Annotated in this window: 18 protein-coding genes; 7 read left to right on the top strand and 11 right to left on the bottom strand. The window is 70.2% G+C overall.

Annotation, left to right across the window (positions count from 1 at the left end; genetic code table 11):
- Positions 1-16 precede the first annotated feature (16 nt).
- Together ACFPQ9_RS04505 and dnaK are read left to right on the top strand one after the other, a co-directional pair.
- On the top strand, positions 17-445 hold the full coding sequence (locus ACFPQ9_RS04505) for an OsmC family protein (RefSeq protein WP_380846823.1): 429 nt from the start codon (positions 17-19) through the stop codon (positions 443-445).
- 237 nt (positions 446-682) lie between these two features.
- Positions 683-2,569, top strand: coding sequence for a molecular chaperone DnaK (gene dnaK, locus ACFPQ9_RS04500; protein WP_380846821.1), 1,887 nt, complete (start codon positions 683-685; stop codon positions 2,567-2,569).
- A 6-nt stretch (positions 2,570-2,575) separates the two neighbouring features.
- On the opposite strand, the gene narI is transcribed toward dnaK, so the two are convergent.
- The 6 genes from narI to ACFPQ9_RS04470 all read right to left on the bottom strand — a co-directional run bounded on the left by narI (position 2,576) and on the right by ACFPQ9_RS04470 (position 10,950).
- Entirely contained in the window at positions 2,576-3,298 is a 723-nt protein-coding gene (narI, locus tag ACFPQ9_RS04495) for a respiratory nitrate reductase subunit gamma (protein WP_380846819.1), read from the bottom strand.
- Positions 3,295-3,789, bottom strand: a complete 495-nt coding sequence (gene narJ, locus ACFPQ9_RS04490; RefSeq protein WP_380846816.1) for a nitrate reductase molybdenum cofactor assembly chaperone — start codon at positions 3,787-3,789, stop codon at positions 3,295-3,297. The genes narI and narJ overlap by 4 nt, the downstream gene beginning before the upstream one ends.
- Positions 3,789-5,423, bottom strand: coding sequence for a nitrate reductase subunit beta (narH, locus tag ACFPQ9_RS04485; protein WP_380846813.1), 1,635 nt, complete (start codon positions 5,421-5,423; stop codon positions 3,789-3,791). The genes narJ and narH overlap by 1 nt, the downstream gene beginning before the upstream one ends.
- On the bottom strand, positions 5,423-9,115 hold the full coding sequence (locus ACFPQ9_RS04480; protein ID WP_380846810.1) for a nitrate reductase subunit alpha: 3,693 nt from the start codon (positions 9,113-9,115) through the stop codon (positions 5,423-5,425). The genes narH and ACFPQ9_RS04480 overlap by 1 nt, the downstream gene beginning before the upstream one ends.
- Positions 9,116-9,195: 80 nt before the next feature.
- Complete coding sequence (locus ACFPQ9_RS04475) at positions 9,196-10,011, bottom strand: SAM-dependent methyltransferase (protein WP_380846807.1); 816 nt, start codon at positions 10,009-10,011, stop codon at positions 9,196-9,198.
- Between the two features lie 78 nt (positions 10,012-10,089).
- Entirely contained in the window at positions 10,090-10,950 is an 861-nt protein-coding gene (locus tag ACFPQ9_RS04470) for a helix-turn-helix domain-containing protein (protein WP_380846804.1), read from the bottom strand.
- Positions 10,951-11,213: 263 nt separating this feature from the next.
- Between ACFPQ9_RS04470 and ACFPQ9_RS04465 the strand changes: the two genes are divergently transcribed.
- Positions 11,214-11,639: a hypothetical protein gene (locus ACFPQ9_RS04465; protein ID WP_380846801.1), complete on the top strand. Its 426-nt coding sequence runs from the start codon at positions 11,214-11,216 to the stop codon at positions 11,637-11,639.
- Here ACFPQ9_RS04465 and ACFPQ9_RS04460 read toward each other — a convergent pair.
- Positions 11,621-12,457, bottom strand: coding sequence for a helix-turn-helix domain-containing protein (locus ACFPQ9_RS04460; RefSeq protein WP_380846798.1), 837 nt, complete (start codon positions 12,455-12,457; stop codon positions 11,621-11,623). The two genes, ACFPQ9_RS04465 and ACFPQ9_RS04460, sit on opposite strands and share 19 nt — an antisense overlap.
- Before the next feature lie 212 nt (positions 12,458-12,669).
- On the opposite strand from ACFPQ9_RS04460, the gene ACFPQ9_RS04455 reads away from it, so the two are divergent.
- Positions 12,670-12,972 carry a 4a-hydroxytetrahydrobiopterin dehydratase gene (locus tag ACFPQ9_RS04455; protein WP_380846795.1) on the top strand — a complete coding sequence of 101 codons (303 nt, stop codon included), beginning with the start codon at positions 12,670-12,672 and terminating at the stop codon, positions 12,970-12,972.
- A gap of 4 nt (positions 12,973-12,976) precedes the next feature.
- Entirely contained in the window at positions 12,977-13,720 is a 744-nt protein-coding gene (locus tag ACFPQ9_RS04450; protein WP_380846792.1) for a class I SAM-dependent methyltransferase, read from the top strand.
- On the opposite strand, the gene ACFPQ9_RS04445 is transcribed toward ACFPQ9_RS04450, so the two are convergent.
- The gene (locus tag ACFPQ9_RS04445; protein WP_380846789.1) at positions 13,689-14,168 is read right to left on the bottom strand and encodes a hypothetical protein; all 480 of its coding nucleotides are present in this window, start codon (positions 14,166-14,168) and stop codon (positions 13,689-13,691) included. The genes ACFPQ9_RS04450 and ACFPQ9_RS04445 overlap by 32 nt on opposite strands.
- Positions 14,165-14,644: a hypothetical protein gene (locus ACFPQ9_RS04440; protein WP_380846787.1), complete on the bottom strand. Its 480-nt coding sequence runs from the start codon at positions 14,642-14,644 to the stop codon at positions 14,165-14,167. The genes ACFPQ9_RS04445 and ACFPQ9_RS04440 overlap by 4 nt, the downstream gene beginning before the upstream one ends.
- A 39-nt stretch (positions 14,645-14,683) precedes the next feature.
- On the opposite strand from ACFPQ9_RS04440, the gene ACFPQ9_RS04435 reads away from it, so the two are divergent.
- Both ACFPQ9_RS04435 and ACFPQ9_RS04430 read left to right on the top strand, forming a co-directional pair.
- A complete protein-coding gene (locus ACFPQ9_RS04435; protein ID WP_380846784.1) occupies positions 14,684-15,634 on the top strand; it encodes a helix-turn-helix transcriptional regulator in 951 nt (316 codons plus the stop codon).
- A 40-nt stretch (positions 15,635-15,674) separates the two neighbouring features.
- Positions 15,675-17,594, top strand: coding sequence for a rhamnogalacturonan lyase (locus ACFPQ9_RS04430; RefSeq protein WP_380846781.1), 1,920 nt, complete (start codon positions 15,675-15,677; stop codon positions 17,592-17,594).
- Positions 17,595-17,647: 53 nt separating this feature from the next.
- Here the strand turns inward: ACFPQ9_RS04430 and ACFPQ9_RS04425 are convergent, their stop codons facing one another.
- The gene (locus tag ACFPQ9_RS04425; protein WP_380846778.1) at positions 17,648-19,945 is read right to left on the bottom strand and encodes a beta propeller repeat protein; all 2,298 of its coding nucleotides are present in this window, start codon (positions 19,943-19,945) and stop codon (positions 17,648-17,650) included.
- 135 nt (positions 19,946-20,080) lie between these two features.
- Complete coding sequence (locus ACFPQ9_RS04420; RefSeq protein ID WP_380846775.1) at positions 20,081-22,996, bottom strand: glycoside hydrolase family 48 protein; 2,916 nt, start codon at positions 22,994-22,996, stop codon at positions 20,081-20,083.
- Positions 22,997-23,165 lie beyond the last annotated feature (169 nt).

Genomic DNA, 23,165 nt, shown 5'->3' with positions numbered 1-23,165 from the left:
TGCGAAAGGAAGAATCGTGGCTACCACGCGCTCCGCACACACCGTCTGGGAAGGCAACCTGCTCGAGGGCAACGGTGTCGTCAACTTCGACTCTTCTGGCGCCATCGCCGCGCAGCCTGTCACATGGGCCTCGCGCTCCCAGGACGCGAACGGCAAGACCAGCCCCGAGGAGCTCATCGCCGCCGCGCACTCCAGCTGCTTCTCCATGGCGCTGTCGCACGCCCTGAACGGGGCCGGCACGCCGCCCACCAAGCTCGTCACCTCGGCCGACGTGAACTTCCAGCCGGGTGAGGGGATCACCGGGATCCATCTCACCGTGGAGGGGACGGTTCCCGGTGTCGACAACGACACGTTCGTCGCCGCCGCCGAGGACGCCAAGAAGAACTGCCCGGTCAGTCAGGCGCTGACGGGGACGACGATCACGCTGTCGGCGAAGTTGGCGTAGCGCCCCTGGTGGAGCCGCGGCAGGTCCTTCTGCGTCCGCTGCGCCGTCGTGGCTTGTCGCGCAGTTCCCCGCGCCCCTCGAGGGGGCGGCCCTTCGGGCCGGCCCCCTCGCACCACCCCTGAGCGGGCGCTCAGCCTCCGTTTGGTGCTCCCCTCGCGGGTCACTCGCCCCATTGACAAGAACCCACTCAAGTTTTGTGCTGGAGTTCAAGGGGTGCCCTGGCGGAAGGGGACAGTGATGGCACGCGCGGTCGGGATCGATCTCGGGACCACGAACTCGGTGGTCGCCGTCCTGGAGGGCGGCGAACCCACTGTCGTCGCCAATGCGGAGGGGGCCAGGACCACACCGTCGGTCGTGGCCTTCGCCAAGAACGGCGAGGTGCTCGTGGGGGAGGTGGCCAAACGGCAGGCGGTGACGAACGTGGACCGCACCGCCCGCTCCGTGAAGCGTTACATGGGCGACGCGAGCTGGCGTTTTCCAGACCAGGGCGACATCGACGGCACCCGCTACCGGGCCCAGGAGCTGTCGGCCAGGGTGCTGCAGAAGCTGAAGCGGGACGCCGAGTCCTATCTCGGCGAAGACGTCACCGACGCGGTGATCACCGTCCCCGCCTATTTCGACGACGCCCAGCGGCAGGCCACCAAGGAGGCCGGGGAGATCGCGGGCCTGAAGGTCCTGAGGATCATCAACGAGCCCACGGCCGCCGCCCTCGCCTACGGCCTGGACCGGGGCGAGGAGCAGACGGTACTGGTCTTCGACCTCGGCGGCGGCACCTTCGACGTCTCCCTGCTGGAGATCGGCGACGGCGTCATCGAGGTCAAGGCCACCAACGGCGACACGCATCTCGGCGGCGACGACTGGGACCAGCGGGTCGTCGAATACCTCGTGAAGAAGTTCAAGGGGCAGAACGGCATCGACCTCGGCAACGACAGGATGGCGCTGCAACGGCTGCGCGAGGGCGCCGAGAAAGCCAAGATCGAGCTGTCCAGCTCCTCCGAGACGACGATCAACCTGCCCTACATCACCGCCTCCGCCGAGGGCCCCCTCCACCTCGACGAGAAGCTGACCCGGGCCCAGTTCCAGGAGCTCACCGCCGATCTCCTCGACCGCTGCAAGACCCCCTTCCACCAGGCGGTCAAGGACGCCGGCATCAAGCTCTCCGCCGTCGACCACGTCATCCTCGTCGGCGGCTCCACCCGGATGCCCGCCGTCACCGACCTGGTGAAGGAGCTCACCGGCAAGGACCCGCACAAGGGCGTCAACCCCGACGAGGTCGTGGCCGTCGGCGCGGCCCTCCAGGCGGGCGTCATCCGCGGCGACGTCAAGGACGTCCTCCTGCTCGACGTCACCCCGCTGTCCCTCGGCATCGAGACCAAGGGCGGCATCATGACGAAGCTCATCGAACGCAACACGACGATCCCGACCCGGCGTTCGGAGATCTTCACGACCGCCGCCGACAACCAGCCCTCGGTCGGCATCCAGGTCTACCAGGGCGAACGCGAGATCGCCTCGTACAACAAGAAGCTCGGCGTCTTCGACCTCACCGGTCTGCCGCCCGCCCCGCGGGGGGTGCCGCAGATCGAGGTCGCGTTCGACATCGACGCCAACGGCATCATGCACGTCTCCGCCAAGGACCTCGCTACGGGGCGCGAGCAGAAGATGACGGTGACGGGCGGCTCGGCGCTGCCCAAGGACGACATCGACCGGATGATGCGGGAGGCCGAGCAGTACGCCGAGGAGGACCACAAGCGCCGTGAGGCCGCCGAGACCCGCAATCAGGCCGAGCAGCTCGTCTACCAGACCGAGAAGTTCCTGCGCGACAACGAGGACAAGGTCCCGGCGGACACCCGGGCCGAGGTCGAGTCGGCGATCACGGAGCTGAAGGAGCAGCTGGGCCAGAACGCCGAGACGAACGTCCTGCGCACCGGCATCGAGAAGCTCGCCACGGTCAGCCAGAAGATGGGCCAGGCGATGTACGCCCAGTCCCAGCAGACCCCGGCGGACAGCTCGGCGGACGCCGGCGCCGGCGCCGAGCAGAGCGCCGCGCAGGACGACGACGTGGTCGACGCGGAGATCGTCGACGACGAGAAGGACCAACGGGACCAGAAGGGCGGAGCGGCCTAGTCCGTCCTAGGAGCCCGCCTTCTCCCACCCGCGCCTCTCCGGCCGCGGCCCCAGCTGCTCGGGGTCGCGGCCGCGGTACACCAGGTACGGCCGGAACAGATACTGCACCGGCGCGCTGAACATGTGCACCAGCCGGGTGTACGGCACCAGCGCGATCAGCACCATGCCAATCACCATGTGGACCTCGTACAGCACCGGCACGCCCGCCATCCGGTCCAGGTCGGGCTGGAGGGTGAACAGGCTGCGGGCCCAGGGTGCGATGGACTCGCGGTAGTCGTAGCCGTCGCCGGAGGTGTGGGCCAGCTTGGCGACCATGCCCATGATGATCGCCGCGACCAGCACGACGTACATCAGCTTGTCGTTGGCCGTGGTCGCCCGGAACACCGGTGCGTTGGTGCGGCGGCGGTAGATCAGCAGCACGATCCCGGCGACCGTCAGGACTCCGGCGGCCGTACCGCCGTAGAGGGAGAGCAGATGGTACGAGTGCTCGCTCACGCCGAGCGAGTTGGTCCAGGACTCCGGGACGAACAGGCCCACGAGATGGCCGACCAGCACGAACAGGATGCCGTAGTGGAAGGCGGGCGACGCGATGTTCAGCAGCTTCGACTCGTAGACCTGGGAGGAGCGGGTGGTCCAGCCGAAGCGGTCGTAGCGGTGCCGCCAGACCAGGCCGGCGACCAGCAGGGCGAAGGTGACATAGGGCAGGACGCCCCAGAGCAGCGTGGTCATCGGCGCACCCCCGTGCGTTCGGTCGGCAGTGTGGCGCACACCGCGTCCAGGACGGACGCGTACGGTGTGCCGAAGTCGGTGAGCCGGGAGCGGAGCTGCTCCAGACAGTCACGGTGCTCAAGGAGCAGATCGGTGTTGCCGGTGCGGGAGGCGAACTCCAGTACCGCGGGCAGGAAGTCGGGCAGTTCCTCGTGGGTGAACTCCAGGCCGTGCGCCCGGTAGACCTCCTTGAAGCGCAGCAGCGACATGCCGCGCCGTCGGGTGTCCCCGTCGAGCCACCAGGTCAGATACAGGCTGTGGCGGTTCTTGAAGTCGAAGACCTGGACGTAGTGCGCGGCCAGTTCGTCCGGCGGTGTGACCGCCGCGTGGTCGGTGAACTCACGTAGCTGCGGGGCGGCTTCGCGCAGCAGGGGCAGGCGCGCGCGGAAGTCCTCGTCCGGGTAGGTCAGACAGAGTGCGGCCGCCTGGTAGAGCACCTCGAAGGACGGCATCACGCCTCCTCGGTGTCGGCTGTGCGGGTGGGTCCGGCGGCGTCGGCCGGGTCGTCAGAGGTCTGCCGTCCGCGCAGGGCGTGGAAGTTCTCCACCGACACCAGCGGCAGCAGCTTGCGGCCGCCGGAGTCCTGGCCGAAGGGGCCGTCCCCGCCCATCCCCGGCCCGCCCTCGTAGTCGAGGCTGCAGCCCGTGGGCAGCGCCGACTCCTCCAGACGGCGGGCGTCCGCGACCGCCGCCGTCGGAATGACGTACCGGTCCTCGTACTTCGCGACCGCCAGCAGCCGGTACATCTCCTCGATCTCCCCGGCCGCCATGCCCACCGCGTCCGGCACCGAGGGATCCGGCTCCTCACCGAGGTTGATCGCCCGCATGTGGGAGCGCATCGCGGCGAGCCTCTCCAGCGAGGCGCGGACCGGGCCGATGGCGCCGGCCGTGAACAGCTCCGCCAGGTATTCCAGCGGGATCCGCAGCGCGTCGATCGCACCGAACAGATTCCCGGCGTCCTCCCCGTCGTGCCCGGTCTCCGCCAGCGCGTCCACCACCGGCGACAGCGGCGGGATGTACCAGACCATCGGCATCGTCCGGTACTCCGGATGCAGCGGCAGCGCCACCCGGTACTTGCTGATCAGCGCGTGCACGGGCGAGCGGCGGGCCGCCTCCAGCCAGTCGTACGGGATCCCCGCCGCCTCGCACGCCCTCCGCACTTCGCGGTCCTCGGGGTCCAGAAAGACACCCAACTGCGCCTCGTACAGGTCCCGTTCACGCGGCACGGAGGCGGCGGCCGTCACCCGGTCCGCGTCGTACAGCACCACCCCGAGATAGCGCAGCCGGCCCACGCACGTCTCCGAGCAGACCGTCGGCAGACCGACCTCGACGCGCGGATAGCACATCGTGCACTTCTCCGCCTTGCCGGTGGCGTGGTTGAAGTACACCTTCTTGTACGGGCATCCGGTCACGCACATCCGCCAGCCCCGGCAGCGGTCCTGGTCGACGAGGACGATGCCGTCCTCCGCCCGCTTGTACATCGCCCCCGACGGGCACGAGGCCACACACGACGGGTTGAGGCAGTGCTCGCAGATGCGCGGCAGATAGAACATGAAGCTCTGCTCGAACTCGAACCGCACCTTCTCCGACGCCTGCGTGCGCGTCCGTTCCACCATCGGGTCGAGGTCGCCGTAGGCGGGGGCGCCGGCCAGGTTGTCGTCCCAGTTCGACGACCACTCGATCTTCATCGGCTTGCCGTCGAGCTGCGAGATCGGGCGGGCGACCGGGTAGTCGTCGCCCAGCGGGGCGTCGGTGAGGTTCTTGTAGTCGTACGTCCAGGGCTCGTAGTAGTCCTTGATCTCCGGCAGTTCGGGGTTGGAGAAGATCCCGGCCAGCTTGCGCAGCCGCCCGCCCGCCTTCAGCTTCAGCGCGCCGCGCCGGTTCAGCTCCCAGCCGCCGCGCCAGCGCTCCTGGTCCTCGTAGCGGCGCGGATATCCCTGGCCGGGGCGGGTCTCGACGTTGTTGAACCAGACGTACTCCATGCCACGCCGGTTGGTCCACGCCTGCTTGCAGGTGACCGAGCAGGTGTGACAGCCGATGCACTTGTCGAGGTTCATCACCATCGCGATCTGGGCCATCGGACGCATCAGTACTCGACCTCCTGGCTGCGGCGGCGGATCACCGTCACCTCGTCGCGCTGGTTGCCCGTCGGGCCCAGGTAGTTGAACGCCCAGGAGAGCTGGGCGTAGCCGCCGACGAGATGGGACGGCTTGAGGATCAGCCGGGTGAGTGAGTTGTGGATGCCGCCGCGCCCGCCGGTGGTCTCCGTCTTCGGGACGGCGACCGTGCGTTCCTGCGCGTGGTGCATGTACACGGTGCCGTGCGGTATCCGGTGCGAGACGACGGCCCGCGCGACGACCACGCCGTTGCGGTTGACCGCCTCGATCCAGTCGTTGTCGACGACGCCGATCGCGTCCGCGTCCCGCGGGGACATCCAGATGTTCTGACCGCCCCGGGAGAGCGCCAGCATGAACAGGTTGTCCTGGTACTCGGAGTGGATGGACCACTTGTTGTGCGGGGTGAGATAGCGGACCGTCACCTCCCGCTGCCCGTCCGGGCCGAGCCGTGGTTCGCCGAACAGCTTGTTCATGTCCAGCGGCGGCCGGTAGACCGGGAGCGCCTCACCCAGTTCGTGTATCCAGTCGTGGTCGAGGAAGAAGTGCTGGCGGCCGGTGAGGGTGTGCCAGGGCTTGAGATGCTCGGTGTTGAGGGTGAACGCGGTGTAGCGGCGCCCGCCCGACTCGCTGCCCGACCACTCCGGCGAGGTGATCACCGGCACCGGAGCGGCCTGGGTGTCCGCGTACGTGATCCGTCTGCCCTCGTGCTCGGCCGCCAGATGCGCCATCTCCTGCCCGGTCCGGGCCTCCAGGGTGCGAAAGCCCTGGGTGGCGAGGCGGCCGTTGGTGGTGCCGGACAGGGCGAGTATGGTGTTCGCCGCCTTCACGGCCGTGTCCAGCAGGGGCCGGCCGTCACCCGTCACGCCGTTCAGCTGCCGCAGGTCCTCGACCTCCTCGTCCGGCTTGAGCGTGATGCCCTTCGCGGGCAGGCCGAGTTGCTCCGCCAGCGGGCCGAGCGAGGCGAACTTGGCGCCGATCGCGGTGTAGTCCCGTTCCACGACGGTCAGTTGAGGCATGGTCTTCCCCGGCACCGGATCGCACTCCCCGTGCCGCCAGTCCAGGACCACCCCGCCCGGCTGGGCGATCTCGCCCGGAGTGTCGTGCTGCAGCGGAGTCGCCACCAGGTCCTTGCGCACGCCCAGATGGCCGACGGCCAGCTCGCTCAGCCGCTCGGCGAGCGCCTTGAACGCCTCGAAGTCGGTGCGCGCCTGCCACGGCGGATCCACGGCCGGCGTGAAGGAGTGCACATAGGGGTGCATGTCCGTGCTGGACAGGTCGTGCTTCTCGTACCAGGTCGCGGCGGGCAGCACGACGTCCGACAGCAGCGTGGACGACGTCTGCCGGAAGTCCAGCGACAGCAGCAGGTCGAGCTTGCCCTCGGGAGCCTCGTCGCGCCAGGTCACCTCCTTCGGCCGGACGTCCTGCGGAGCCTCCTCGGCCCGGAGCGAGGACTGGGTGCCCAGGAGATGCCGGGTGAAGTACTCCGCGCCCTTCGCCGACGAGCCCAGCAGATTGGCCCGCCACAGCGTCACTATCCGCGGCCAGTTCTCCGGCGCGTCCGGGTCCTCGCAGGCGAACTTCAGGGTGCCCGCGCGCAGTTCGGCCACCACCCGCGACACCGCGTCGCCGAACACCTCGCCCAGCTCCAGCGGATTGCGGTCGAAGGTCGGATACGACGGCATCCAGCCCACGCGCGCCGACAGCGCCAGACAGTCCGCGCCCGTCATCCCGCGAAAGCGCCCCGCGCCCAGCGGCGAGGCGAGCACATCGGCCGTGAACCGGTCGTAGCGCCACTGGTCGGTGTTGAGGAACCAGTACGCCGTGCCGATCATCTGTCGCGGCGGACGCGACCAGTCCGACGCGGCGGCGAGCGTCGCCCAGCCGGTCGACGGACGGCACTTCTCCTGGCCCACATAGTGCGCCCAGCCGCCGCCGTTGCGGCCCTGGCAGCCGGTGAGCTGGAGCAGGGCGAGAAAGGCGCGGTAGATCGTCTCGGAGTGGAACCAGTGATTGGTGCCGGCGCCCATGAGGATCATGCAGCGGCCCTTCGACCGCTCGGCCGTCCGCGCGAACTCCCGTGCGATCCTTGTGCACTTGGCCGCCGGGACGGAGGTGTGCGCCTCCTGCCAGGCGGGCGTGCCGGGAGAGTCGGCGTCGTCGTACGACGCGGGCCAGCGGCCCGGCAGCCCCGGCCGTGCCACCCCGTACTGCGCGAGCAGCAGATCGAAGACCGTCGTCACCAGCGGGCCGTCCGCACCGCCGAGCTTCGTCACCGGTACGCCCCGGCGTATGACGGCCCCGCGGCCCTGCCCGTGCGGCCCGCCCTCGGTGTCGAAGCGCGGCAGCAGCACCTCGACACCCGCGGACACCTCACTGCCGTACAGGCTCAACCTCGGCTCGATGTCGCCGAGTTCGAGATTCCAGTGGCCCTTGCCCGACTCGGTCCAGCGAAAGCCCAGGGAGCCGTTCGGGGCGACAGCGCGCCCCGACACCTCGTCCAGCACGACCGTCTTCCAGCCGGCGCCGTCGCCCTCCTGGCCCAGGTCCGAGGCGCGCAGGAACTTCGCAGGGACGTAGGCGCCGTCCCGTGCCTCCAGGGTGACCAGGAAGGGCAGGTCGGTGAACTTCCGTACGTAGTCCGCGAAGAACGGCGTCTCGCGGTCGACGAAGAACTCCTTGAGCACGACGTGCCCCATGGCGAGGGCCAGCGCACCGTCCGTGCCGGGGTGCGGGTGCAGCCACTCGTCGGCGAACTTGGCGTTGTCGGCGTAGTCGGGCGCGACCACCACGACCTTCTGGCCCCGGTAGCGGGCCTCCGCCATCCAGTGCGCGTCCGGTGTGCGGGTCACCGGGACGTTCGAGCCCCACATCATCAGATACGCCGCGTCCCACCAGTCGCCCGACTCGGGGACGTCGGTCTGGTCGCCGAAGACCTGCGGGGAGGCGACCGGCAGGTCGGCGTACCAGTCGTAGAACGACAGCATGGGGGCGCCGATCAGGGAGTGGAAGCGGGCGCCCGCCGCGTGCGACACCATCGACATCGCGGGGATGGGGGAGAAACCGGCGATGCGATCGGGGCCGAACGTCTTGATGGTGTGCACGTGCGCCGCGGCGACCAGCTCGATCGCCTCGTCCCAACTCGCCCGCACCAGGCCGCCCTTGCCGCGCGCCCGCTGGTACTCGCGGCGGCGCTCGGGGTCGCCCTGGATGTCCGCCCAGGCCAGCACGGGGTCGCCCAGACGCTCCTTCGCCTCCCGGTACATCTTCAGGAGCACACCGCGGACGTACGGGTAGCGGACCCGGGTGGGGGAGTAGGTGTACCAGGAAAAGGCGGCGCCCCGCGGGCAGCCGCGGGGCTCGTACTCGGGACGGTCGGGGCCGACGCTCGGGTAGTCGGTCTGCTGTGTCTCCCAGGTGATGATCCCGTCCTTGACGTACACCTTCCAGCGGCAGGAGCCTGTGCAGTTCACGCCGTGCGTGGAGTTCACGACCTTGTCGTGGCTCCACCGGTCCCGGTAGAACGCGTCCGCCTCCCGCCCGCCCGTCAGCGCGACGCTGTGCAGATCGGGCGCGGGCGTGCCGGGCCGGAAGAACCTGCCGGCCCTCAGCAGCGCCGCGCCCGGCTCGGCGGGCGGGGTGGGCGGTATCCGGGTGTCGGTCACAGGCGTCGCTCCCTTGCTTGCCCTGGTCCCGAACCTAGGGCGGGGCGCGGGAGCGCACCCGTTCACGGCACCCGTACGGGTCAGGGCTTGCGGGCGACCCCCGCGTACACGGGCACGATGCCCTCCGCCTGGGCCGCGACGTCCGCGGGCTCGGGGCGCCAGCCGTAGACGGGGATGATGCCAGGGCCGAGCAGCTCCAGGCCGTCGAAGAAGCGGGAGAACTCGGCGAGCGAGCGGGGGAAGAACGGGGTGCCGCTGCGCCGGAAGTGGTTCGCCGCGTTCTCGATGGCCTGCGGGCTGAGGTCGGGGGTGACCTGGGACAGGATCAGGTGGCTGCCGGGGACGAGCGCGGCGACGTACCTCTCCAGCAGGCCGTACACGTCGTCGCCGTCCGGGTCGTCGCCCAGGTAGTGGGTCAGCGCCACCAGCGACAGCGCGACGGGCCGGTCGAAGTCCAGGGACTCGGCGGCCCGGGCCAGCAGCGCGTCGGCGTCCCGGACGTCGGCGTGCACATAGTCGGTGGTGCCCTGAGCCGACCCGTGCAGCAGCGCCTGAGCGTGCCGCAGCACGATCGGGTCGTTGTCGGCGTACACGACCTTGGACTCCGGGGCGACGCCCTGTGCCACCTGGTGCAGATTGGGCTCGGTCGGGATGCCCGTGCCGATGTCCAGGAACTGGCGTGTCCCGGCCTCGGCGACCGTGCGTACGGCCCGGTGCATGAACCGGCGGTTGGCGCGGGCGCCGCGCAGGACCGTGCCGTCCACCGCGAGGATCCTGCGGGCCAGCTCCTCGTCCACCGGGTAGTTGTCCTTGCCGCCCAGCCACCAGTCGTAGACGCGGGCCGGATGCGGCCGGCTGGTGTCGACGCGGGCGGGCGCGGACTCGGATCCGGACATGCGGTGTGCTCTCCTCGGGGCTCGGGTGCCGACGTGAACGGGTCGTCCCCGCCGGCCGGGAAGGGTGCCGTGCGCCGCTCAGCAGTCGTCGCGGTGCTTCCGCAGGATCTTCCTGGTGCGCTCGGCGGACGCGGCGGCCGTCGACATGTGGTCCAGGACCTCCAGATGCGTCGCGACCTCCTTGCGGGAGTCCAGATACAGGGCGCCGCTCAGATACTCGGTGTAGACCATGTCGGGCAGCTCCGGCTCGGCGAACCGGAACAGGGTGAAGGGCGCGTACGTCCCGGGGTGCGGGCCGGAGGAGAACTCGGCGACCTGAAGCGTGACGCGGTCGCGCCCGGCGAAGTCCAGCAGCTTGTCCAGCTGGTCGCGCATCACCGCGCCGCCGCCCACCGGGCGCAGCAGCACCGTCTCGTCCATGATCACCCACAGATGGGGCGGCTCCGGGCGCTCCAGCAGACGCTGGCGCTCCATGCGCAGCGACACATGCCGCTCTATCGTCTCGGGCCCCGTCTGCCCTATCGTCCCGGCCCGCAGCACGGCGCGGGCGTACTCCTCGGTCTGGAGCAGACCGGGCACGAAGTGCGGCTCGTAGGACCGGACGATCCGGGCGGCGCCCTCCAGGCTCACATACAGGCTGAACCAGTCCGGCAGCACGTCGTGGAACCGCTGCCACCAGCCCGGCTGGTTGGCCTCCTCGGCCAGCGAGACGAACGCGCCCGCCTCGTCCTCGGGGACGCCGTAGGTCTCGAGCAGCACCTGCACGTACGGGATCTTCAGCGCGACCTCGGCGGTCTCCATGCGCCGTACGGTTGCCGCGGTCACCCGCAGCACCCGCGCGGCCTCTTCGCGTCCCAGCCCGGACGCCTCCCGCAGCTCCTGCAGGCGTTTGCCGAGCACCACCTGGCCCACGGTGGGTGCGGGCCGCCGCTCACTCACGCCACGCCTCCCCTACGCGCCGAAAGTACGGGGTGCAGTGTGCCACGTTCCGGTTATCCGTGGGGGTGGCCGGTGTCGCGGGCCGGGTGCGGGTCCGTGGGGGCCGGTCGCGCCCCTGAGGGGGTTGTCATTACCCGGCAGGTAATCGACCTGCCCGCCTGGGCGCGAGACCTTTGGGGCACCGGATTCCGGGCCGGCGCACTCCGGTCCGGGATCCGGGTCCCGCCGTACCGCCACTCGACCCCGACGGAGGGTGATTCGTCATGTCCGCCACCTCGCTCACCGCGCTCGCCCGGACCTCCGACCCGCAGACCCTGCTGCGCCGCTTCCTGGCCCTGGACGCGGCGGTGACCGGGGCGAACGGGCTCGCCTACCTCGTCGCGTCCGGCCCGCTGGGACGGCTGCTGGGTATCGAGCAGTCACTGCTGCTCACCCTCGGCGCGTTCCTCGCCGGGTACGCCGGCGCCGTCGCGCTGCTCGCCTCCCGGGCCCGGCCCGCCGACCTCCCGGTGCGGGCCGTGATCGAGGCGAACCTCGCCTGGACCGTGCTGAGCCTCGTCGCGCTCGCGCTGTGGCTGTCGCCGACCACCGCGGGCGCGGTGTGGACCGTGCTGCAGGCGCTCGCCGTCGCCGGGTTCGCCGGACTGCAGTACGCGGCCCTGAGGATCCGTCAGGGCAGCAGCGACTGAAGGTACTTGACCGTCGCCGGGTCGGCAGGGAGCAGCGTCTCGATGGCCAGCTCGGCGACGGTCACGTCCATGGGCGTGTTGAACGTGGAGATGGAGGAGATGAACGACAGCACCCGGCCCTCGTGCTCGATCTGCATCGGCAGCGCGAAGTACGGGACGGGCTCGTCCGGTTCCGCGCCGGGCGCGTCCTGCGGCACCGGGTACGCCGCGACCTCCTCGTACAGCTCCCGCAGCGGCCCGGAGCGGTGCAGGGCGATCTGCCGTTCCATCTGGGCGAGGAGGTGACCGCGCCACTCGCGCAGATTGCGGATGCGCGGCGCGAGTCCCTCCGGGTGCAGGGTCAGCCGCATCGCGTTGAGCGGGGGCCGAAGGAGGTGCTCGGGGATGTCGTCGAGGAGCATGAGGATGCCCCGGTTGGCGGCGTGCACGTCGTACATCGCGTCGACCACGAGCGCCGGGTAGGGCTCGTAGCCCTGGATCAGCTGCTCCATGCCGGCGCGCAGCGCGGCCAGCGCCGGGTCGTCCAGCGGGGTCTCCGGGTAGTGCGGGGCGTAGCCGGCTGCCAGCAGCAGCGCGTTGCGCTCGCGCACCGGCACCTGAAGGTGCTCGGCCAGCCGCAGCACCATCTCCTCGCTCGGCCGGGAGCGGCCCGTCTCGATGAAGCTGATGTGCCGTGCCGAGGAGTCCGCCCGCAGCGCCAACTCCAGCTGACTGACCCGGCGTTGCTCACGCCAGGCCCGCAGCAGGGGGCCCACGCCCCGGCCGGTGGCGGCGGTGGCGTCGGCGGGCGCGGCGTTGCCGGGCGGGACAGAGGTCATGGGTACGACCGTAGTCGAGGGGCGCCGCGAACGGCCGGGGTGTGGAGGTCGCCCCCGGTGGGCGCGGCGGTGCTCGGCGATGGCTTGCGGCCGGCTCCGGGCACGGCTGGGCGTGCCGCGCCGGCCTGCGGGGAACCCGTCCGACCAGGACCGCCGCACCCATGCTGTGGCAGGCTGAAGACGAACCCTCCCGTGCAGGAAGGAGCGAGGCCATGCCCCTCGAACCGCTGTCGCAGAAGGAGATCGAGGACCGGCTCGCGGAGCTGCCGGGCTGGTCGCTGGACGGCGACCGTATCGCCCGCTCGTACCGGCTTCCCTCGCACTTCGCGGCGACAGCGATGGTCGTGCACATCGCCCAGGTCCAGGAGGAGCTCGACCATCACTCCGACCTCACCCTCGGTTACAACACTGTGTCACTCACCGTGAACACCCACACCGTGGGCGCCGTCACCAAGAGGGACTTCGCCCTGGCCCGCAGGATCGAGGACCTCGCCCCCGGTCACGGGGCGCAGTGACGGCGTGCTCGACTACGACAAGGAAGCGGAGCGCTACGACGCCTCGCGCGGCGGCGAGCCGAGGGCGGCGGCCGCCGCGCAGGCCGTGCTGGGCTTTCTGCCGGACGGCACCCGGCGTCTGCTGGACGTCGCCTGCGGCACCGGCATCGTGACGCGGCGCCTGGCCGCAGGACGGGACGGGCTGTGCGTGACCGGCGTCGATCTCGCGCCCGCGATGGCCCGGCAGGCCGCCGCCAGGATGCCCGGCGCCGTGGTGCTCGCCGACAGCCGCAGGCTGCCGTTCCGCGAGGGCCGCTTCGACGCCGTCAGCAGCGTATGGCTGCTGCACCTCGTACCGACCGCCGAGGACGTGCGGACCATCGTCGGCGAGTGTGCCCGGATGCTCCGGCCCGGCGGCGTCTACGTCACGACCGTCGACAAGGCCGCCGCCCACAACGTCGGCAGCGACATCGACGCGGTCATGGCCTCCCGGCCGCAGCGCCCGGCCCGGGACACCGCGGCCCTCGTCGAGTCCTTCGCCCTGGCCCACGGCCTGGTCCCCGCCGGACAGGCCCGCTTCACCGGGCACGGGCAGGGCCGCAGCCCCCGCCGCACGGTCGCCGACCTGCGCCGGGGCTGGTTCGTCACGGTGCCGCCCGGCGGGGCGCTCGCCGACGGGTTCGCCCACCGCCTCGCGCAACTCCCCGACCAGGACCGCGCCCGGCCCGATCCGGTGTTCAGCCTTCGGGCGTTCCGGAAGCCCGGGTGAACTCCATGATCCAGTTGGTCAGCCAGGTCTCACCGTCGTCGACGGAGAACGCCTGCTCCCAGCGGGCCGACCGCACGGAGAGGCCCGACCACACGAACCGCACGCGCACGTCCTTGCCGACGGGGAGGGTGTCGAAGCCGTAGAACTCGCCGCGACCGCCCTGGAACTTGCCGACGACCGGCGGGAACAGCGTGCCGCTGACGCTGGAGGCCCAGTACAGCGACCACTGCCTGCTCTCCGGGTCGAAGAGCCGCAGGGTCGCCCCCTTCGCCGACAGGTGCGGCATGTCGACCTCGTCGAGGTTCGCGGCCCCGTCGAACAGCGGCAGGCAGCGGCTGGTTCCCGGGAACTCCTCCCAGCCGCTCTCCGGGTCGAGGAAGTCGGTGCGACGGCGGTGGCGGACCGCCCACTCGCCGTGGAAGAAGTCGAAGTCGTTCGGGCCGCTCATGCGCGGTCTCCCGTGGTTCCTTCGGGCAGGGAGTCGGCCAGGTAGCCCGTCAGGTCCGGGACGTCGGGTGCGAGTATGTGGCGGATCCAGGCGTCCCGCTCGTGCTGGATCGGGGGGAGTTCCCAGACGCAGCCGATCCACGGCAGGTCCGGCTTGATGAAGTGCGTCGGATCGTGGTCCGGGCAGCCGAGCGCCGGCTGGCCCGCCGAGGCGCCCTTGAAGTGCAGGACGTTGTCCCAGACCCAGCTGTAGACGTTCAGATAGGCGCCGTCGTCCCCGCCCCGGTGCAGGACTACGAAGGTCGCCGGGGGAGTGCCGTCCGGTTCGGGCAGCAGCTCCGGCAGGATCGCGTACGCCGCCTTCTCGACCCCGGGCGCGATGCCCGCCGGGTCGGCGGTGACGTGGTAGCGCTTGATGTGCCGTCCGGCCACCTCGATCGGCGGGGGCACGGTCAGCAGTTTCTCCTTGAAGGGCATGCCGCGACGTTAGGACCGATTCACTGACACCATGTGTCAGTGAAGTCCAGCCGACTCGTCTCCGTCCTCCTGCTGCTCCAGACCCGCGGCCGGATGACCGCCGCTCAGCTCGCCGAGGAGCTGGAGGTGTCGGTGCGGACGATCTACCGGGACATCGAGGCGCTCGGCGCCGCCGGGATCCCGCTGTACGGCGACGCGGGCCACGCCGGTGGCTACCGCCTCCTCGACGGCTACCGCACCCGCCTCACCGGACTCACCACCGACGAGGCCGAGGCCCTCTTCCTCGCCGGTGCCCCCGGCCCCGCCGCCCAGCTCGGCCTCGGCTCCGTCCTGGCCGCGGCCCAGCTCAAGGTCCGGGCCGCCCTGCCGTCGGAACTGCGCGGACACGCCGACCGGATCAGCGGCCGCTTCCACCTCGACGCTCCCGGCTGGTACGCCGACGCCGATGACACGCCCCACCTCGCGGCGGTCGCAGACGCCGTCTGGAACAGCCGGACCCTGCACGTCCTGTACCGCCGCTGGCGCGAACCCACCGACGTCGAGCGCCGTCTGGAGCCGTACGGACTCGTCCTCAAGGCGGGCCGTTGGTATGTCGTCGCGGGTCCCGGGCCACGTACCTTCCGCGTGGACCAGATCCTCCAACTCGCCACCACTGAGGAGGAGTTCATCCGCCCCGACGGCTTCGACCTGCCCGCGTACTGGGCGGCCTACCAGCGCGACTTCCACGATCGGCTCCGCTCCGGCGAGGCACTGGTCCGGCTGGCGCCGGGCGTGACCCTCCACCGCTCCGCCGACCACCGTACGGACGACGACGGTTGGACACGGGCCACCGTCCCCATCGAGTCCGTCGACCGCGCCCACGCCGAGTTCCTGCGGCTCGGCACCGGCATCGAGGTGCTCGAACCGCTCGAACTGCGCGAGCGGATCGCCCGTACGGTCGCCGAACTGGCCGAAAGATACGGCAACTCACGCACGCACAGCGGCGACTGAGGGAGCGGAACCCGTCCGTCCTCCCGAGGAGGTACGTCACGTGCAGCACCCGCGCAAGCACCGCAGACGCCGGGCAACCGTCGCCGCTGCCTTCGCCACCGCCGCCCTGACCGCCGCCGGACTCACCACCCTCAACGGCGCCGGCACGTCCCCCACGCTCGAACCGGCTTCGCTCGGCTCGCGCGGGGGCACCCCCATGGCCGCCACCGCCCGTCAGGTCGAGGCCCTCGACCGGGGCGTCGTCAGCGTCCACACGTCCAGCGGCAATCTGGTCAGCTGGCGCTGGCTCGGCACCGACCCGAACGACGTGTCCTTCAACGTCTACCGGGCCGGCACGAAGGTCAACTCCACCCCGATCACCGGCTCCACCAACTACTTCCACTCCGGAGCCCCCGAACAGGCCGACTACACCGTCCGGGCCGTCGTGGGCGGCGTCGAGCAGGGCGACTCCGTGCACGCCATCCAGTTCCGCCCGGGCTACAAGGACGTCCCCATCAGCGCGCCCGCCGGCGGCACGACCCCCGACGGAGTGGCGTACACCTACGAGGCCAACGACGCCTCGGTCGGCGACCTCGACGGCGACGGCGCCCTCGACATCGTCCTCAAGTGGCAGCCCACCAACGCCAAGGACAACTCCCAGTCCGGCTACACCGGCAACTCGATCGTCGACGGCATCAAGCTCGACGGCACCCGGCTGTGGCGTATCGACCTGGGCCGCAACATCCGCTCCGGCGCGCACTACACGCAGTTCCAGGTGTACGACTACGACGGCGACGGCAAGGCGGAGGTCGCCATGAAGACCGCCGACGGGACGAAGGACGGCACCGGTGTGGTGATCGGCAGCTCGTCCGCCGACCACCGGAACTCTTCCGGCTACATCCTCTCCGGGCCCGAGTACCTGACCATGTTCAACGGGCAGACCGGCAAGGCGATGGGGACGGTCGACTACGTCCCGGCCCGGGGAACCGTCTCCTCGTGGGGCGACTCCTACGGCAACCGCGTCGACCGGTTCCTCGCCGGCACGGCCTACCTGGACGGCTCCCGCCCCTCCCTCATCATGGCGCGCGGCTACTACACCCGTACGGTCATCGCCGCCTGGGACTGGCGGAACGGCGGCTTCACCCGCCGCTGGACCTTCGACACCAACTCCTCCACCAACACAGGGAAGGGGTTCGACGGGCAGGGCTCGCACAGCCTGTCCGTGGGAGACGTCGACAGTGACGGCAAGGACGAGATCGTCTACGGCGCGATGGCCGTCGACGACAACGGCAACGGCCTGTGGACCACGAGGACCGGCCACGGCGACGCCCAGCACCTCGGCGATCTCGACCCCGCGCACGCGGGACTCGAGTACTTCAAGGTCTCGGAGTCCGCCGGCCAGCCCGCCGAGCTCTACATCAACCCGGCCAACGGCACGGTCAACTGGAAGCTCGCCGTCTGCTGCGACAACGGCCGGGGCGTGGCCGGGGACATCTACGCCGGGAACGACGGCGCCGAGGTATGGTCCGCCTCCGACACCTCCATCCGCGACGAGGCCGGCGCCACCAAGGGCCGCGAGCCGTCCTCCGTCAACTTCCTGTCCTGGTGGGACGGCGACACCGTACGCGAACTCCTCGACGGCACCCGCATCGACAAGTACGGCACGTCCTCCGACACCCGCCTCCTCACCGGCTCCGGTGTCTCCGCCAACAACGGCACCAAGGCCACGCCCGTGCTGTCCGGCGACATCCTCGGCGACTGGCGCGAGGAGGTCATCTGGCGCACCAGCGGCAACACGGCACTGCGGATCTACTCCACGCCGTACGAGACGAACACGAGGATCACGACCCTGCTGCACGACACGATGTACCGCACGGGGACCGCATGGCAGAACACCGCCTACAACCAGCCGCCGCACCCGAGCTTCTTCCTCGGCAACGGCATGGCGACGGCGCCTCGGCCGACCGTCTACACCCCGTGAACGACGGTGGGTGCGCACCTCACGGGAGGTGCGCACCCACCGTTGCCGTCAGCTCACGTCCCCGTTGTGTCGCCGTATACGACGCCCCGGCCGTTCGTCGACACATACACCCGTCCGTACACCCGCGGATCACCCGTGATCGCCGCACCCGTCCAACCCCACTGACGGGCGTCGTCGTTGATACGAGTCCAAGATACGCCCTTGTCGATGGAGCGGAAGATGCCGCGTACGCCGCCGATCTTCGCGCCGGCGTAGAGGGTCTGGTACGAGGCTCCCGGGGCCGCCTTGCCGAAGCCGATGGTGTCGGCCTGCTCGACGCCGGAGATCTTCGTGAAGGCGGCGCCCCCGTCGGTCGAGTGCCACAGTCCGTACGCCCCGTCCGTGGCGCCGCCCGCCAGCCACACCTCGCCCTTCGCCCCGGGCAGTGCCTTGAAGCGGACGCTGTCCCCGCTCGGCAGCCCGGTCGCCGAGGATGCGGTGAAGGTCGCGCCGCCGTCCGAACTGACGTAGAACTTCCCGGACTTGAAGCCGTAGAAGGTCTTCGGGTCCACCCGGTCGGACTCGACGATCGCCCCGGCCGGGATCCCGTCGGCCGCAGCCCATGCATGACCGAACCCCGTCGTGTACTGGACGCCCGCGTCGGCGGGGCTCCACACGAACCGGCTGCCGTCCGACGCCGCCGCGACCGTACCGCCGCCGCTGACGCCCGAAGGGTCGGTCCCCGCGAACCAGTTGGCGCCGTTGTCCGTCGAGAACGCGATGTGCGGGCCCGAGTCGAGATTGCCCACCCGGACGACCGTGCCGGGGCTGGTCTCGGCGAAGTCCAGACTGGTCGTGGTGGTGAAGTTCGGCTGGGTGAACATCATCGACGGAACCTTGGTGAGGTCGGTGTGCCGGAAGCCGCCGACATCACCGAGGGCGCTGAGGAGCGGGGCGCCGGACGGGGGAGAGGCGAGGTCGTTGACCGCCGTCTCCTCAAGCCCCCGCACCATCGGCCTGATCGTGAAACGGCTCCCGCTGTCCCACTGCGTCAGATCCTCGGTGCCGTAGATCGTCGCACCCGTCCCGTACATCATCCGGTTCGAGTCGAACGGGTCGATCTCCAGCGCCTCCGTCATCCAGCCCAGCTTCGGCGTCTGCTCCGGCGACGACGGGTTCGCGCCCCAGGTCAGCCACGGCGACGACGACACGTCCAGGGTGTAGCGGTTGGCCCGGTCGGGGTACGACGTGTAGTCCCACGCCTTCGTCCAGGTCCGGCCGCTGTCCGTCGAGCGGAAGATCTGGGTGTCAGGCCACCAGGAGCTGTACGCCGTCGCCATCACGGTGCCCGGCCTCTGCCGGTCGACGGTCAGCCCCGCGAAGCCGTAATAGGTGTCGGCCTCCGCGACCGGGCTGATGTCGGTCCAGGTGCCGGTCGCCGTCGCGTACCGCCACAGTCGTCCCTTGCCGCCGTCGTACGGGCCGCCCTTGTCGCTGTAGGCGAGATAGAGGTAGCCGTTCGCCGCGTCCAGGACACCCTTGTGCGCCAGATATCCCGTCGGCTGCCCGGCGACCCGCGACCAGGTCGCGCCCCCGTCCGTCGACCGGTACACGGCGTTGTCCTTGTCGGCGACCCCGACATAGATCGTCCTGGTCGCGTTCCCGGCCGACCCCGTGGACTCGTCGAACGTGACCCAGACGATGCCCTGGTTGTCGCTCGCGTACCCGCTCGTGTCGCTCGGATCCTGAACGTAATCGCCGACGTTGGGGAAGTTCGCCACCTGCGACCAGGACACCCCGGAGTCGGTCGACCGCCACAGCCCCTTGCCGCTGGGCGCCCCCAGATACAGCACGCTGTTCCGGTTCGGGTCGACCGCCAGCCGCTCACCCATGCCGCGGCCGGGCATGTTGCCGCCCAGCTTGAACGGCAGGTCGGCCTTCTGCCAGCTCGCGCCCCGGTCGGCGGAGCGCAGCACGGCACCGTTGCCCGGATCCCAGGAGTTGGTGTACGTCCCGACCGCCGCGTACACCCGGTCCGGGTCGACGGAGTCGGACGCCAGGCTCACCACACCCGTGTGCCCCCAGTCGTCCCAGCCGACCGAGTCCAGCAGCGGCGTCCAGGTCTTCGACGCCTGCTGCCAGCGGTAGGCGCCGCCGATGTCGGTACGGGCGTAGGCGAGGTTCCTCTCCTTGCGGTTGAAGACGATGCCGGGAACGAAACCGCCGCCGTCGATACGGGCGTTCTTCCAGGTGTAGGTGTCGGCGGCGATCGACACCTTCGGCGAGACGTTGGCAGCAAGCGCGGACGGGGTACCCGCGAGCAGCCCGGCCGCGAGCGCAAGTACCGCCGTGAGGATGCGGGTTCTTCGCACAGGGGGTCCTTTCCGGGATGTGGGGGGAGGAAAGAGGGGCGACGCCGTCAAGGGGCGCGGGGAACTGCGCGACCGGCCACCAACAACCCGCGGCCGCCTGCGAAACCCACGCCCCTCACTGCACTCGGCGACCTGCTACTCGAGCAGCTCCGCATAAGAGCCCATGGCCAAGGCGATGTCCGCCTGGGCCCAGAACCGGTGATACGTGAACGACGGCACCGCACCGCCCGCGAGATACGCCTCGATCTTCGACCAGGCCGGATCGTCCTCGTAGAACGATCGGATCGAGTCGAAGGCCGACGACGAGCTGATCGCGTCGCCGTTCGGCATGGTGCCGGTCCAACCGCTCGGCACGTGGATCGCGTCGTCGAAGCGGTTGTAGTCGGCGCGGTTCTCCGGGACGGCGATGCCCAGGGCGTCCTGGTGGTTGTCCCACATGCCGTCGAGGAGCGCCTTGGCCGTCGCCGCGGCCTGCGTGTCACCGGAGCGGTCGGCGTAGTACGTCAGGGTCTTGGCGTACGCGGCCGCCACGCCCACGTCGTCGGTGTAGTCGGCGACGGTGACATGAAGTCCGTTGTTGGCGCCGGGACTTGAGGCGTTCCAGGTGTCCGGCTGCCCCGACCACTGGAGCGTCGACGGGATCCGGTACGTACCGTCCGGGTTGACGGTCGTCTCGGACAGCGCCCAGTCGACCCACTTGTCGAGGACGGCCTTCGCGGAGGCGTTCCCCGTCTGCTGGTAGTACTCGGCGACCCGCTCCATCGACCACGCCTGGAAGCCGAACCACTGGTTGGACGGCGGGTCGTGGTAAACGGGCTGCTGGTCGTAGTACATGCCGTAGAAGGTCGACCTGCCGGTGGGCGGCGCGGCGTACCGGCCCGCCCAGCTGTTGGTCGCTCCGCCCGCGATCGCGCCCTCGCTGGACTGCAGCCAGCGATAGAACTCGATCTGCCGCTCCAGGGACTTGCCCCAGTCCGCCTGCCCGGTCGCCGACTTGGGCTTCAGGTCGGCGTAGGAGGCCAGTGCGTACGCCGCCATCGGGTTCTGGTAGCCCCCGTGGGTGTGACTGGAGCCGATACGCCAGGCCCAGCCCGCCGAGGTGTCGGTGGCGCCGCCCCAGGCGTAGTACCAGGAGAGCAGATAGTGCGAGGCGTCCTTGCCGGTGCCGGCCGGGCAGGCCGACGGACCGACACAGTTGCCCACCTTCTTGAAGTACTTGTCGTACATGGCGTAGCGCAGGTAGTCGCCCATCTTCGCGGCCTTGGCCACGGTCGCGGAGATCTCGCCGCCCTTGCCCTGCGCGTCGGCCCACTTGTCGGCCCAGTACGCGGCCTGCACCGCACGGGCGTCGGCGTCGGGGGCATTGGTGAACTTCCACTGTTTCGCGTATGACGCGTCACCGGTGAACAGGTCCAAGTACCCGTTCTTCCCACCGTACTTGAACTGGTCGCAGGTCGGCTGCGGCACCGTTTCCCACACCGACTCCTGCGCGCCGCGCTGGAAGGTGTTGATGTACGACGGCCCCGTGTCGCCCGGGCCGGCCTCGCACTTGCCCGGCGAGTTGCCGTACCCGTAGACGTTGTCGACGTCCTGGAGCCAGTGCATGCCGTAGACGTCGTCCGTGCCGTAGGCGCTCTTCAGCTCGGCCGCGATCGGGTCCGGGCCGACGGAGACCGACGGGTCGAGCTGGGCCGGGTACTCGTTCGGGGTGTCCAGCTCAGGCGCGTAGGTCGCCGGCTTCGAGGCGTTGTAGAAGGAGTTCGTGGGCTGGTCGGCGTGGGTCGGGATCATGTACTTCTCCATCAGATCCCAGGCGCCGTTGAACTTGGACCAGTCGCCGGTCACCTTGCCGTACATGGCCTGGAGCCACAGCAGATAGCTGTACGCCTCAGACGTGGTCTCATGACCGTGGTCCGGCGCCTCGACGATCAGCGTCTCGACCGAGTGGTAGGGGATGCCCTCGGGCGAGAAGTAGCCGTTCGCCGGGTTGGTGATCTTGCCGTACAGCTCCAGGAAACGGGCGTCGTACGCCTTCGTCGCCGCGATCTGGGTCACCGTCACGGACGCCTTGGCGTGCCCGGTGGCCGTCGACTCGAAGGTCGCCGAGCCCGTGCCGGAGGAGTCGGCGGTGATGGTCACCTTCTGGGCGGTGTTCCAGTTCGAGGGCGTGAAGGTGAGCGAGGCGCCGCCGGTCACCGAGAGGCCGGAGTTGCCGCTGGTGCGGGCGGTCGTGACCGTCACATTCGCCGACGGCCGGGTCGACAGCTTCACGTCGTATGTCGCCGACTTGCCCTGCTGGACCGGGAGTTGGGCCGGTGTGGCCACCACGGAGGGACCCGAGGCGACCGTGATGCCGACCGGCGTGGACTCCGCGGACGCGCCCAGGCTGTCGTACGCCTTCGCGAGGAGCGAGTGACTGCCCACGGTCAAGCTGGAGACCGAGAGCGAGTACGGCGCCGTCGTGTCCGTGCCCAGCAGGGTCGCGTCGTCGTAGAACTCGACCTTGCCGACCGTCGCGCCGTCCGCGGCGGCCGCGGTGGCCGCGAGCGGGACGGCGTCGCCCTGCGCGTAGACGGCGCCGGCCGTCGGACTGGTCAGCACGGTGATGGGGGGCTGGTGGGCGCCTGTGCAACTCGTGCCGTTGACAGTGAAGTTCGTCGGCGCGGCGTTGCTGCCGCTGTACGTGAACTGCGCGCCCGTGGTGACGGCGGCCCCGGCGGCGATCCGCCCGTTGTAGCCGGCGTCCCGCACGGTGACCGTCTGCCCCGACTGGGACCAGGTGCCGTTCCAGCCGTTGCTGAGCTTCTGGTTGCCCGTGTGGCCGTACGTCAGGGTCCAGCCGTCGATGACGTCCGTGCCCCGGTTGGTGAGCGTCAGATCCGCGGTGAAGCCGGATCCCCAGTCGTTGGTCTTGTAGTCGACACTGCACTGAACCGCTGCCGCCCGGGCGGGAGTCGATCCCGTGCTCAGCATCGTCAGCGGGAGCGCCAGGGCGGCGACGACGGCCGTCCACAACCGTCGTAAGGCTCTGCGTCTGCGTGGGGGATGCATGTGCTGGTTCCTCCTCGTGGCTCGGAGAAGTCAAGGCTTGAACCAGTGGGAGCGCTCCCATAGTGCGGACGGGGGTGCGAGGGGTCAAGGTGCTTGAAGAGTCGAAAAGATTCGACGGGTCCGGTTGAGCAAAAGTCAGTAACTCCCCTGTCCTTCACCGTCACTTGGC

Source organism: Streptomyces coerulescens, from assembly GCF_042657965.1.
Classification (GTDB): Bacteria; Actinomycetota; Actinomycetes; order Streptomycetales; family Streptomycetaceae; genus Streptomyces; species Streptomyces coerulescens.
Note: the sequence above shows the minus strand (reverse complement) of the source record. Positions and strands in the feature narration are given on the sequence as shown.